Annotated in this window: 11 protein-coding genes (1 of these 11 running past the window's edge); 6 read left to right on the top strand and 5 right to left on the bottom strand. The window is 60.7% G+C overall.

The features are described from left to right. Both AC0R79_RS12640 and yghU read left to right on the top strand, forming a co-directional pair. A protein-coding gene (locus AC0R79_RS12640) for a helix-turn-helix transcriptional regulator (protein ID WP_474734641.1) crosses the window boundary here: on the top strand, positions 1-715 show its 3' portion. Its footprint begins 131 nt before the window's first position; 715 of the gene's 846 nt are visible here — the last part of the coding sequence; its start codon lies off the left edge, out of view; its stop codon occupies positions 713-715. A gap of 192 nt (positions 716-907) precedes the next feature. After that, on the top strand, positions 908-1747 hold the full coding sequence (yghU, locus tag AC0R79_RS12635) for a glutathione-dependent disulfide-bond oxidoreductase (RefSeq protein ID WP_127797729.1): 840 nt from the start codon (positions 908-910) through the stop codon (positions 1745-1747). 56 nt (positions 1748-1803) lie between these two features. Here the strand turns inward: yghU and AC0R79_RS12630 are convergent, their stop codons facing one another. From AC0R79_RS12630 to AC0R79_RS12620, 3 genes are read right to left on the bottom strand one after another with little or no spacing between them, the layout of a single operon-like run. Next, positions 1804-2295: a DUF2269 family protein gene (locus AC0R79_RS12630; RefSeq protein WP_474734640.1), complete on the bottom strand. Its 492-nt coding sequence runs from the start codon at positions 2293-2295 to the stop codon at positions 1804-1806. Positions 2296-2297: 2 nt separating this feature from the next. Beyond that, the gene (locus AC0R79_RS12625) at positions 2298-3425 is read right to left on the bottom strand and encodes a saccharopine dehydrogenase NADP-binding domain-containing protein (protein ID WP_474734639.1); all 1128 of its coding nucleotides are present in this window, start codon (positions 3423-3425) and stop codon (positions 2298-2300) included. 48 nt (positions 3426-3473) lie between these two features. Continuing rightward, a complete protein-coding gene (locus AC0R79_RS12620) occupies positions 3474-4115 on the bottom strand; it encodes a LysE family translocator (protein ID WP_474734638.1) in 642 nt (213 codons plus the stop codon). A gap of 155 nt (positions 4116-4270) precedes the next feature. Here AC0R79_RS12620 and glcD point away from each other — a divergent pair, with 155 nt between their 5' ends. From glcD to AC0R79_RS12600, 4 genes are all read left to right on the top strand, one after another. Next, a complete protein-coding gene (glcD, locus tag AC0R79_RS12615) occupies positions 4271-5770 on the top strand; it encodes a glycolate oxidase subunit GlcD (RefSeq protein ID WP_474734636.1) in 1500 nt (499 codons plus the stop codon). Further along, positions 5770-6834, top strand: a complete 1065-nt coding sequence (gene glcE, locus AC0R79_RS12610) for a glycolate oxidase subunit GlcE (RefSeq protein ID WP_474734634.1) — start codon at positions 5770-5772, stop codon at positions 6832-6834. Before glcD ends, glcE begins: the two co-directional genes overlap by 1 nt. Positions 6835-6837: 3 nt before the next feature. Continuing rightward, positions 6838-8070: a glycolate oxidase subunit GlcF gene (gene glcF, locus AC0R79_RS12605; RefSeq protein WP_375746795.1), complete on the top strand. Its 1233-nt coding sequence runs from the start codon at positions 6838-6840 to the stop codon at positions 8068-8070. 959 nt (positions 8071-9029) lie between these two features. Continuing rightward, positions 9030-9800, top strand: a complete 771-nt coding sequence (locus AC0R79_RS12600; RefSeq protein ID WP_127797722.1) for a helix-turn-helix transcriptional regulator — start codon at positions 9030-9032, stop codon at positions 9798-9800. Between the two features lie 64 nt (positions 9801-9864). On the opposite strand, the gene AC0R79_RS12595 is transcribed toward AC0R79_RS12600, so the two are convergent. After that, positions 9865-11820 (bottom strand): MacB family efflux pump subunit, encoded by a 1956-nt coding sequence (locus AC0R79_RS12595; protein ID WP_474734631.1) that lies wholly within the window; start codon positions 11818-11820, stop codon positions 9865-9867. Positions 11821-11822: 2 nt separating this feature from the next. Continuing rightward, positions 11823-12971 carry a macrolide transporter subunit MacA gene (gene macA / locus AC0R79_RS12590; RefSeq protein WP_127797720.1) on the bottom strand — a complete coding sequence of 383 codons (1149 nt, stop codon included), beginning with the start codon at positions 12969-12971 and terminating at the stop codon, positions 11823-11825. Positions 12972-13029 lie beyond the last annotated feature (58 nt).

Below are 13029 nucleotides of genomic sequence, written 5' to 3'. Positions count from 1 at the left end.
CCAGTCAGCGATCGGCTTTGCCTTCGACAGCCAGCACGGCGTGCACGCCATTGGTACTGACCGGATACGCCCCTTCGATGCGATGCCCAATGGCCTGGCGTTTGTTCCGGTTGGATGTGACGTGCTGTCCGAGTCGCCCATGGGCGGCGAGTACCTGCGAGTGATACGCACCGACGGCACAGCACTGGCGGGTGACCGGGCGTTCAACAATCGCATCGACCCACAGGCCATTCACCTCGCATCGCGAATGCGCAGTGCGCTGCTGCAAGCCTCTCTGGATGATGACTGGGAAAGCTGGGCGCTCGGTCTGGCGGAACGGGTCGAAGGTCATGAAGCGGTGTCGCCTCCAGGCTCGATCACCAGCAGCCGCATGCGCCTGCTGGATGAATTCATCGACGCCAGTCTCGGCAGTCCGCTCGCCGTCCCGGCGATGGCGCAATTGTTGGAGTTGTCCGAGGGTTACTTCATGCGTGCCTTCAAGCAGGCAACCGGCAAAAGCCCCCACAGTTACCTGATCGACAGACGACTGGCCAAAGCCCGAGCGTCAATGCGCGATGCAACGGACAGTCTTTCGCAGATCGCCCTCGCCTGCGGCTTCAACTCGCAGGCGCATATGACCACAGCCTTCAAACAGCGCCTCGGCGTGAGTCCGGCACAATTGCGCACAGATTCGCGCCATAGCTCTGTTACCGACAAACAACATTCTTCTATATAGAAGAAGCGGCCACATGAGACACCTTGAGTGACAGAAGCCCGGCACCTGCCGGGCTTGTCTTTTACCCAAACCATTTCAGCGAACAACCAGTGGCATTCAAACGCCCTTCTATGGTGTCCTGTTCGACAAGAGCCCGGCACGCTCCCCGTCCGGCTCACACCATTCCGGCATGCAACCGATGAGGTCCGTTTCATGAGCAAGGCGCCCTACGCTCCACCCAAGGTCTGGAAACACATCGCTCCGTCCGGCGGCCAGTTCGCCAGCATCAATCGCCCGATTGCCGGGCCTACACACGAAAAGACACTGCCGATCGGCAAACATCCGTTGCAGCTGTACTCACTGGCCACGCCCAACGGCGTGAAAGTGACCATCCTGCTTGAGGAGCTGCTGGCGCTCGGACACACCGGCGCCGAGTACGACGCCTGGCTGATCCGCATCAACGAGGGCGACCAGTTCTCCAGCGGCTTTGTCGAGATCAACCCCAATTCGAAAATTCCGGCGCTGCTGGATCGCAGTGTAGAACCGGCCATTCGCGTCTTCGAATCCGGCTCGATCCTGCTCTATCTGGCGGAAAAATTTGGCGCCTTCCTGCCCACCGACCTGGCGGGACGCACCGAAACCCTGAACTGGCTGTTCTGGCAGATGGGCTCGGCGCCGTATCTGGGCGGTGGCTTCGGGCATTTCTATGCGTATGCGCCGGACAAGCTCGAATACCCGATCAACCGGTTCACCATGGAAACCAAGCGGCAGCTTGATGTGCTCGATCGCCGCCTGAGTGAAAGCCCCTACCTTGCCGGCAACGACTACACCATCGCCGACATCGCGGTCTGGCCATGGTACGGACAACTGGTGCGCAACAACGTGTACTCCGCCGCCGAGTTTCTTTCCGCTCACGAATACACCCACGTGCAACGCTGGGCGCAAGAGATTGCCGAACGGCCTGCGGTGATTCGTGGCCAGCGCGTCAACCGGACATGGGGCGATGAAGCGAGCCAGGTTCCAGAGCGACATCAAGCAAGCGATCTGGATTGAGCTTCGCCTGATACGACGCGACGCCCGGTGCGGCTGAGCATCGGGCGTCGCGTTCGCTACACCAACAGGTTGACCCACTGCCTCGGCGTCATCTTCGTCACCATCAGCAGCACGATCACGAACATCCCCAGAAAACCGGCAACGCCCATCCAGAACCACTTTCGATACACGCAGCGGTAGTCATCAGCGAGCCCTGCCCCAGTCTCGACTGCGCTTGAAGCCATCACGTACAAACGCTTCTGAAGCACCAAAACCGGCAACCAGAGCGAGCCGACGCACAGGAAAATGATCAAGGACGTCAGTACCCACTCCGTGGTCAGGGGCAGTCCGGCAAGCTTGGTCAACCCGTATCCCGTCGCTATCTGGATGAAGCCCGCCGGCGTGGTGATCCAGGCGTCGAACCGTACGACCATTCTCGCCACGTGCGTGATCACCAGAGGGTTGGCTGTACGGCTCGCGGCGATCAGGTAGAGGTACGACCCCATGCCGAATCCGAACAGAAAAACCGCGGCGATGATGTGAATGTATTTGAGGCACAGATAGAGCACGGTCAGTTCTGCCCGTCAGAGAAATGCATCGACAGGCTCAGATTCTGCGGATCGTTGATGGCCGCCATGTATTCCGCGACGGTAATCTCGCCCACGCAGGAACGCGCGCCAGCCTCGGGCTGGTATCCCCGGGCGATTTTCGCAGCCAGGGCAACCGCTGCGCAGCTGGGGATTTCCGGCCCCTTGTCATTCCGAGCGGTGAGCTGCACCGTCATGGCCAACGGTTTTTGGTCGAGACCGAGTCCTGTCACGTCGATATACATCGCGCTTTTGCCATCACCGAATCGCTCGAACCAGGTACCCCAACGGTGAAGCCGCGCCGCCCAGGGAACATGATCACGAAACGCACCGAACCTGCGGGCCAGCGCGAACAGACCGTTGGCCAGACCACCCAGCTTCAGGCCCGCACCCGCCTTGAAACTCAAGGTTTGTGCACCATAGCGTTTGGCGAAGATATCCATGTCCGGCACGTCGACATTCGCCAGCACCCGAACGCCCAAGTGAGGCATTTTGCGCAACGTCAGGTCCAGCCAGCCTGCCACCTCATGAACCTGGCCATTCCTGAGTTGCCTGATCGGCTTGCCGGCGTAGGCCAGAACACCTTCAACCGTCGACAGGCCCGGCATTTTCGCCGACGAGGAAATACCATGCTCGATCGAATCGATGCGGGAGAAGCGATGCCGCTGTTCATCGATAAGGGCCGATGAGAGTGTCGGCACCGAACTGCAACCGCTGAGAATCGCCACGGCGGCCTGTTTCGCGCGGGCATCGAGGGTTCCGATGCCGTTGACGAAAGTTCGGCAGTCGGACAGGTCGCAATAATACACACCCGCGTCGATGCAGCGCTCGGCGACCGCATAGGATTGCCCTTGAAACGGGCCGCCGGTGTGGATGACCAGCTGAATGTTCATCGATTTCAGAGCCGCCTCAAACCCGTCCCCCATCGCATCGCCGCACCAACTTTCGCAAACGACGCCCGACCGGGTTTTCAGCTCGTCGACTTTGCGCACCAATTTCTGCGGGTCGCGGCCGGAGATCACCAGCTCGATGTCCGGCATCTCAATCAAATGCCGGCTGACAATGCTGCCGAAATTTCCATAACCGCCGACCACTAAAACCCTGAGTGCCACGCAATACTTCCTTGAAATAAATGACTGATTCAGTCGGACATCTGTTACTTACGCAGCCTGCCGACGCATCGTCAGAATCGCAGCCCCGAAACCAATAAACGTAGTCCCCACTACGCGACTGACCCATCGGGACAGTGCAGGCCGGGTCAGCACGCCCTTGGCGCGGGAGGCAAGCGCCGCGTAGAGCGTCAGCGACGTCACCGACAACGCCATGAAAATCGAGGTGAGGATCAGAAACTGCGGCAGCAATGTCGCGCCCTGATCGATGAACTGCGGAAACAGTGCAGTGAAGAACATTGTCGCCTTGGGATTGGTCACGGCCGTCAGGAACGCTGACTTGTACAGTTTGCTGCGAGTGGGCCGGACCTTTTTCGACTCATCTTCAACGCTCTCGGGGAGCATCGAACCTTTTTTGAACAACTGCCGGATCCCGAGGTAGAACAGATAACCGGCACCGATGACTTTCACCGCGTTGAACAGCATTTCGGAACTGGCCAGCAGCGCCCCCAGGCCGAGCATCGCCGCAGCCGACAGACAGAACAGCCCGCAGGCATTGCCGAGAGATGACCAGATCGCGCTACGCTGACCGTGGGCCAGGCTGTTGTTGATCGCCATCAGGGTCGCAGGCCCCGGGCTTGCGATGGCAATCGCGGCAACCAGGGTAAAGGCCAGAATCGAGTGAGAATCCATTTTTCATGCTCGTTGGGGTGAGGTGGCCGCATATTACAGGAGCACGCGGGACAACGGACCTCCAGCCGCTACGCTTTACTTCTCGGTGTCAGCGGCCCAATGATGGAAAACGGCACCGGCCTCGAATAACGACAACGGAGGGTCGTCCACCGATCATGAACATTCTTTACGACGAACAGGTCGACGGCGTTCTGCCCGACGTCGACAAAGCTGCACTGTTGCAAGCCCTGCAGCGCCAGTGGCCGGATCTTGAAGTCCTGCATCAGCTTGAAGAACTCAAGCCGTATGAATGCGATGGCCTCTCCGCCTATCGCACCACGCCCTTGCTGGTGGTACTGCCACGGCACATCGATGAAGTTCAGGGTGTGTTGCGCATCTGCCACGAACGACGGGTGCCGGTGGTAGCCCGGGGCGCCGGGACCGGTTTGTCTGGCGGTGCCCTGCCTCTGGAAAAAGGCGTGTTGCTGGTGATGGCGCGCTTCAACAATATCCTGCAGATCGACCCCGAAGCCCGCACCGCGCGGGTTCAACCCGGCGTGCGCAACCTGGCGATTTCCCAGGCCGCTGCGCCGTTCGGGCTGTATTACGCGCCCGATCCGTCTTCGCAAATCGCCTGCTCCATCGGCGGCAACGTGGCGGAAAACGCTGGCGGCGTGCATTGCCTCAAGTACGGTCTGACCGTGCACAATCTACTCAAGGTCGAGATTCTTACAGTCGATGGCGAACATCTGACGCTGGGCTCGGACGCGCTGGATTCCCCCGGTTTCGACCTGTTGGCACTGTTCACCGGCTCCGAAGGCCTGCTCGGAGTCATCACCGAAGTCACGGTCAAACTCTTGCCCAAACCGCAGACTGCCAAAGTGCTGCTGGCGGCGTTCGACTCCGTGGAAAAGGCCGGCCGCGCAGTGGCCGACATCATCGCCGCCGGCATCATCCCCGGAGGCCTGGAGATGATGGACAACCTGGCGATCCGCGCGGCCGAAGACTTCATCCATGCCGGTTATCCGGTGGATGCCGAAGCCATTCTGCTTTGCGAACTCGATGGCGTTGAAGCCGATGTCCATGATGATTGCGCGCGGGTCCGGCAAGTGCTCGAACACGCCGGCGCCACCGAGTTGCGCCAAGCCCGGGACGAGGCCGAGCGCGTGCGATTCTGGGCCGGACGCAAGAATGCCTTCCCTGCCGTGGGCCGGTTGTCGCCGGACTATTACTGCATGGACGGCACCATCCCGCGCCGCGAGTTGCCTGGCGTACTGCACGCGATTGCGCAGCTTTCAGCCGAATATGGCTTGCGGGTTGCCAATGTCTTCCATGCCGGCGACGGCAACATGCATCCACTGATTCTGTTCGACGCCAATCAGCCCGGTGAACTGGAACGTGCCGAAGCGCTGGGCGGCAAGATCCTCGAATTGTGCGTGAAGGTTGGCGGCAGCATCACCGGTGAACACGGCGTGGGCCGGGAAAAAATCAACCAGATGTGCGCGCAGTTCAACCGTGATGAGCTGACCCTGTTCCACGCCGTAAAAGCAGCCTTCGACCCCGGCGGCCTGCTCAATCCCGGCAAAAACATTCCGACCCTGCATCGCTGCGCCGAATTCGGCGCCCTGCACGTACACCACGGGCAATTGCCCTTCCCCGAGCTGGAGCGGTTCTGATGGGTGAATCGAAGGATTTCGATGACAGTGCCGCGCTGCTCGAACAGGTCAACCGTGCACTGGAAACTGCTACGCCGCTGCGTATCCAGGGGGCGAACAGCAAGGCGTTTCTCGGACGCATCATCGGTGGCGAGATTCTCGACACCCGCGCCCATCGCGGCATCGTCAGCTACGACCCGACCGAACTGGTGATCACCGCACGCTGCGGCACTCCGCTAACAGAATTGCTGACCGTGCTGGACGCTTCGCAACAGATGTTGGCGTGCGAACCACCCGCATTCGCCGACGACGCCACGGTCGGCGGCATGATCGCCACGGGCCTGTCCGGGCCGCGTCGCCCCTGGTCGGGATCGGTGCGCGATTTTGTGCTGGGCACGCGGATCATCACGGGACGTGGCAAGCATCTGCGCTTCGGCGGCGAAGTCATGAAAAACGTCGCCGGCTACGACCTGTCGCGCCTGATGACCGGCAGTTACGGCTCGCTGGGCATCATCACTGAAGTATCGCTCAAGGTGCTGCCCAAACCGCGTGCGTGCCTGAGCCTCAGCCTGGAAATGACCGGTGAACAAGCTTTGCAGCGTCTGGCCGAATGGGGCCAGCAGCCGTTGCCGATCAGCGCCGCGTGTCACGATGGCCGGCAATTGCGCTTGCGTCTGGAGGGTGGTGAAGGTTCAGTGGCGGCCGCCCATGATCGCCTCGGCGGCGAGTTGATCGACAGTTCCTTCTGGGCCGGCCTCAACGAGCAACGCCTGGGCTTCTTCGATGAAGACCAACCGCTCTGGCGCCTGTCCGTGCCGCTCAACACGCCGCCGCTGAACCTGCCCGGCGAGCAGTGGCTTGACTGGGGTGGCGCGCAACGCTGGCTCAAATCGACAGCCGAAGCGGCGACCATTCGCAAAGTGGTCGGCGAAGTCGGCGGACATGCGACCTGCTACAGCCACGGCCTGATCGATGAACCGTTCCATCCTCTGACGCCCGCCCTGCTGCACTATCACCGCCAACTCAAACGACAACTCGACCCCCGGGGCATTTTCAATCCCGGGCGTCAGTACGCGGAGCTTTGAGCCATGCAGACCACCCTCAGCCCGCAAGCCCGACAATTGCCCCGCGCCGAAGAGGCCGAACGCATTCTGCGCACCTGCGTTCATTGCGGATTCTGCAACGCGACCTGCCCGACTTATCAATTGCTCGGCGATGAACTGGACGGCCCGCGCGGACGCATCTATTTGATCAAGCAAGTACTCGAAGGCAGCGAAGTCACGGCGAAAACCCAGCAACACCTGGATCGCTGCCTGTCATGCCGTAACTGTGAAACCACCTGCCCTTCCGGCGTGGACTATCACAACCTGCTCGACATTGGCCGAGCAGTGGTCGACGCTGCCGTCCCGCGGCCGCTCGGGCAACGCCTGTTGCGCGAAGGGCTTCGAAGCGTCGTGCCCAATCCACGGCTGTTCAAAGGGTTGGTCAATGGCGGTCAGATGTTCCGGGCGTTACTGCCCGATGCCTTGCAAGACAAACTGCCACGCAACGCGGTGATGCCTGCATCACGTCCCGTCATCCGCCATGCAAGGCAAGTGCTGATGTTGGAGGGTTGCGTGCAGCCGGGTTTGTCACCCAATACCAATGCAGCAGCGGCACGGGTGCTGGATCGTCTGGGCATCAGCGTGATCCCGGTCCGCGAGGCTGGCTGTTGCGGCGCGGTGGATTATCACCTCGACGCCCAGGCCACCGGCCTTGACCGCGCCCGTCACAATATTGATGCGTGGTGGCCGGCCATCGAGCGGGGTGCAGAGGCGATCGTGCAGACCGCCAGCGGTTGCGGTGCGTTCATCAAGGACTACGGGCATTTGCTCGGTGCCGATCCGGTCTACGCCGAGAAGGCAAGACGTGTCAGCACGCTGGCCCGGGATCTGGTGGAAGTGCTAAGAGACGAACCGCTCGAATCCCTCGGCATCCACGCCGATCAGCGCCTGGCCTTTCACTGTCCCTGTACTTTGCAACACGCGCAGAAACTGGGCGGTGCGGTGGAGTCGGTGCTGACTCGACTGGGCTTCAACCTCACGACTGTGCCGGACGCACATCTGTGCTGTGGCTCGGCGGGCACCTACTCACTGACTCAGCCAACACTGGCCCGGCAGTTGCGCGAGCAAAAACTCAATGCCCTGGAAAGCGGCCATCCGGACGTCATCGTCACCGCCAATATCGGCTGTCAGGCGCACCTCGACGGTGCGGGGCGCACGCCGGTCCGGCACTGGATCGAGTTGGTGGATGCCGCGTTGCCTTCGCTGACCGAGGCGTAGGATCGCTGGCGAGGGCCAAACGATGGGCGAAAAAAAACCGCCTTTGCGGGGCGGTTTTTCGGTAAGCCTCAGTTTGCGGCTGGGCTTGATGCATCTCACGGACAGCACTGACGTAGCGGAATACTATTTATCTTTGGCTTTCGTTGCAACGTTATTTTGCACGTGTATTGAATGTCGTTATGTGAAGCCAAGGGCGGTCCTGACGGGCATTCAAAAGGCCTGATCATGCTGACAGAAATAACGAATTACAAAACTTGTCAGGTCTTTATCCAGGATCCTCAAAATCCCGTCATAAGACAGGTTAGTATGCGGACGCTCACTCGACAGTGCATACGTGAGGTTTGGCTGGAACCATAACGGTTTCATGCCCTTCGACACGGTTTTGCACCCGTGCCGGAATGATGGCTCGGAGGGATCACAACCGGCCGCCTCACGGACAGCACTGACCTGCCTGTCCGAAGGCACACATGATCCGGTAAGTGCGCCGGAGGTTTGGCCCCCGACCTGGAGGCCAAAACGTATGAAGCTGTTGCTGCGTACGCTGAGCCTCGTATGGAGATCGTTTCAAGCGTTCCGCTTTTACGAATTCCTGCGAGACCATTTCAACGATCTGAAGTAACCGGTCGTTGATGCGGGAAGAAGCCCGTTTCAGTTTCGGCTGAAACGGGCTTTTTTATGCGCGTTAATAGCTGTCATAAGTAGGACTTCTCTGAAAGCCTCTGTAGGACATTTCATTAATCACTTCGAAGACCTACGAACTTATTACCGCGACACGGGCAGCACCCTTCGCGCCACGCCACTCAGCCTGGTTATGAGCTAATAACCCCTTCATTAAACGGTCGCTCAAACGTTGTACTAGGATAGGATCCAAATTTCCCGATTTTTGGTCGCCGGCCAAGGACATCAGCCGGAGAGTCGGGAAAGCGCAATTCCCCCATTGCTACTCATGGATGAAACACATGAACTCACATCTGTTCCCTCACATCGGCAAGGTCATCGCCAGCACCGGCAGCCGGCATTTTCCGCGGATGCTGCATGACCTGATCCTCACCCAACTGGCCGTGGATGCCACACATATCCGGCAGATGCGCGTGGAGCCGGTCGGACGTGCGCAACCGCGCACCGATCCTGAATGCCCCAAAGAGGCGACGCTGACGGCCGAGACGGTGTATTCCGAACTGAGCACCGATCCCGGCAGCAGCGACGTGCCCGCCCCCGAACCCTCCACCGTCACCGATGCTTCGCAGTTGCACCTGACCCGTCGCAAGGACGGTTACCGTTATGTGATCTCCGTGTACCGCTGCGGGCCGTCGAAGCGGTTTTCCGCCCGGGAGCGCAGCCTGTTGCAGGACATCTCCCCGGTGTTGCTGCCAATGGTGGAAAAGCACATCCACGCGCTGCAACCGGCGAATGCGGATCCCGAGGCGCAAGCCGCAGCGACCGAAGCATCGCTCCAAGGCCTGGAAACCCTGCGATTGCGTTTTTGCGAGCGCGTGCAGCAACTGGGCCTGAGCCTGTCAAACCGTGAGATGGAAGTGTGCGTCGGCCTGCTTGCCGGGCGCACCGCGCCCGAACTGGCCGAGCAGTTGCAGTTGAAGGTCAACACCGTCGAGAGCTACCTCAAGCGTGCCGCCATCAAACTGGGAATCAGCGGCCGCCATTCGCTGATGCGCTGGATGTATTCACCTGAAGACTGCCCGGCCGCCTGCGATCCGTCCAACGCGGCCTGATCGTTCTCGCGCCTGTAAAAAACCGCCGCCCTGCCAGGGACGGCGGTTTTTTCATATCCACCTTTCAGTCGCGCGCCAACGCCTCGATCGGGTCGAGCCGCGACGCATTGCGTGCCGGCACGAAGCCGAACACGATGCCGATCAGCGTCGAACAGATCACCGCCGTGAGCACCGAGGTCAGCGAGAACACCATTTCCCACTCCTTGATGAACAACGAGAACAGATGACCGATGGCGTAACTCAACGAAATACCGATGGCCCCGCCGAGCAAACAGACCATCACCGCCTCCACCAGAAACTGCTGACGGATGTCCGACTGCCGCGCCCCCACCGCCATGCGAATGCCGATTTCACGGGTACGCTCAGTAACCGACACCAGCATGATGTTCATCACCCCTATGCCGCCGACCACCAGCGAAATCACCGCAATCAGCGACAGCAACAAGGCCAGTGAGCGGCTGGTTTTCTGCACCGTCTGCATCACGCTGTCGAGGTTGTTGGTGAAGAAATCCTTGGTGCCGTGGCGCTGCAGCATCAGTTTGTTGACGTTGTCTTCGACAACCTTGCTCGGCTGGCCGTCCTTGATCCGCACGCTGATGCTGTCCAGGTAACGCTGGCCCAACAACCGCCCGGCTGCGGTTTCATAAGGCACCCAGACATTCAAGGACTTGCTCGCCGAGAAGATGTTCTTCTTTTCCGCCGCGACACCGATCACGGTGCACGGCAGGTTGCCGATCAGGATCACCTGCCCCAACGGATCGACGCCCTCACCGAACAACCGATGGCGGGTGTTGTGATCGATCACCACCACCTGCGCCTGGCGCCGGGCATCGCTTTCGCTGAATGCAATGCCCGACTCCATCTTGATCCCGCGCACCTGAAAGTACAGATCGCTGACGCCGTTGACCTGGGCATCGAGGTCAATGTTGCGATAGCGCAGCAACAGATTGCGCCCGACCACCGGCGTGGCGCTGTCGACGTAATACAGCTGATTGAGCGCGGCCACATCCGCCGGCACCAGGGTTTCGATGGCCGCCGAACGGCTGTCGCCGAAACTGGTACCGGAATAGATATCGATGGTGTTGCTGCCGATGGCCTGAATGTCCTTGAGCACATAGCGCTTGGCCCCTTCGCCGATGGCCGAGATCGACACCACCGAGGTGATGCCGATAACGATCCCAAGCATGGTCAGCAGAGTGCGCATCCGATGGGAGATCAGCGCGACCCAGGCCATGTTGAACGCTTCCTTGAACAACCCGAGGCTGGCCACCAGACGCCGCGCTGCCGTGGACTTGGGCACCGCGTCCTCATTGGTCAGTGCCGTGGTGTCGCGCTCGTTGCGACGGTCGCTGAGGATTTCGCCGTCGCTGACTTCGATGATGCGCTCGGCGTTGGCCGCGACCTTGGGGTCGTGAGTCACCAGAATCACCGTGTGCCCGGCCGCGTGCAGCTCCAGCAGAATCCGCATCACCTCCTTGCCGCTGGTGGTATCGAGGGCGCCGGTGGGCTCGTCCGCGAGAATCACTTCGCCGCCGTTCATCAGCGCCCGGGCGATACTCACCCGCTGCTGCTGACCGCCCGATAGCTGGCTCGGGCGATGAGTCAGATGCCCTTCCAGCCCAAGGCGCGCCAACAATTCACGGGCCCGCGCATGCCGTTGTGGCTCCGGCGTGCCGGCGTAGATAGCTGGCATCTCGACGTTGTGCATCGCGCTCAGATGCGGCAGCAAGTGGTAGCGCTGGAAGATGAAGCCGAAATAGTCACGGCGCAGTTCGGCCAGCGCCTGATTGTCCAGATCCCGGGTTTCCCGGCCATTGATCCTGTAGCTGCCGGCCGTGGCGTAATCGAGGCAGCCGAGGATGTTCATCAGGGTCGACTTGCCGGAGCCCGAGGCGCCGATGATCGCCACCATTTCCCCGGCGTGGATCGTCATGTTGATGTTTTTCAGCGCCAGAAATTCACGGTCGCCCGCAGTGAAACTGCGGCTGATGCCGGTCAGTTGCAGCAGAGGTTCGGTCATGCTCATGCCCCTGCCACTTTCGCCACCGGATCACCGATCACCACCCGGTCACCTTCGGCCAGACCGTCGTTGACCTGCACCTTGACGTTGTTATTGATCCCGGTCTGCACATTACGCGACTGCGCCTGGCCCTTGGCGTCCAGCACCCGCACCGGGAAACTGCCGTCGTTGTTGCGCGGGCCCAGCGCGGCCACCGGAATCGTCAGCACCGATTTGGCGGTGTCGAGCACCACCCGCACCTGAGCCGTCATGGAAATGCGCAAACGGTGATCGGGGTTGGGCACCTCGAACAGCGCGTTGTAGAACACCGCCGTGTTCTGCTTCGGCGTGCCGGCGGGCGGGGTTTCGAGGAAGTTCTGCGGCGCAGGCTCGGTGCCGCGCAGCTTGCCGTAATAGCGCTTGTCCTCGCCGAGAATGGTGAAGTAAACCTCCTGCCCCGGCGCGATGTGAATGACGTCGGCCTCCGACACCTGAGCCTTGACGGTCATCGTGTCCAGGTCCGCCAGTTTGAGCAGGATCGGCGCCAGTTGGTTGGCGATCACGGTCTGGCCTTCCTGAGTCACGATGCCCACCACGTCGCCATCGATGGGCGCGACGATTCGTGTGTAGGCCAGATTGACTTTGGCGGTGTCGATCTGGATATGCGCACTCTTGATCTGCGCGTCCAGCGACAACAGATTGGCCTGCTGCACTTCGTAGTTCGATTGCGCGGTTTCGAAATCCTGCCGCGAGATCGAGGCGTCTTCCTGCAGATTCTGATAGCGCTCGTAGATCGCCTTGGTCTGGCGCAACTGAGCCTGCGTCGCCCGGCGCTGGGCTTGCAGATTCTCCTCATCGACCTGTGCCTGACGCAGGGTGTTCTGCAGCACCAGCGGATCGATTTCTGCGAGCCACTGGCCCTTCTTGACCTTGTCGCCGACCTTGACCTTGAGCGACTTCAACTGGCCCGAAACCTGGGCACCGACGTCCACCTGCTTGATGCCCTCCAGCAAACCGGTGGCCAACACTGCGTTTTCAATGTCAGCGCGTTCGACCGTGGCGGTCAGGTATTGCGGTGCCTCGGCCGGCGCCTGCACCGTGTAGAACACCAACCCGGCCACCAGCGTCAACGCGACTCCCAGACCGACTTTGCGCAACTTCGACTGTTCCATAAATGACCACGATTCCGTTCAGGGTTGAGCCCGGCCAACGGCCGGGTTCCAGGATGAA

Source organism: Pseudomonas sp. HD57-3 (assembly GCF_056113135.1).
The sequence above is the reverse complement of the archived record's forward strand: the minus strand, read 5'-3'. Positions and strand labels throughout refer to the sequence as shown.

Bases quoted from the DNA above. Each gene is read 5' to 3' on its own strand.
- AC0R79_RS12620 (WP_474734638.1), bottom strand. From the start codon at position 4,115: ATGGATTCTCACTCGATTCTGGCCTTTACCCTGGTTGCCGCGATTGCC.
- macA (WP_127797720.1), bottom strand. From the start codon at position 12,971: ATGGAACAGTCGAAGTTGCGCAAAGTCGGTCTGGGAGTCGCGTTGACG.
- glcE (WP_474734634.1), top strand. From the start codon at position 5,770: ATGGGTGAATCGAAGGATTTCGATGACAGTGCCGCGCTGCTCGAACAG.
- AC0R79_RS12595 (WP_474734631.1), bottom strand. From the start codon at position 11,820: ATGACCGAACCTCTGCTGCAACTGACCGGCATCAGCCGCAGTTTCACT.
- glcD (WP_474734636.1), top strand. From the start codon at position 4,271: ATGAACATTCTTTACGACGAACAGGTCGACGGCGTTCTGCCCGACGTC.
- AC0R79_RS12600 (WP_127797722.1), top strand. From the start codon at position 9,030: ATGAACTCACATCTGTTCCCTCACATCGGCAAGGTCATCGCCAGCACC.
- glcF (WP_375746795.1), top strand. From the start codon at position 6,838: ATGCAGACCACCCTCAGCCCGCAAGCCCGACAATTGCCCCGCGCCGAA.
- yghU (WP_127797729.1), top strand. From the start codon at position 908: ATGAGCAAGGCGCCCTACGCTCCACCCAAGGTCTGGAAACACATCGCT.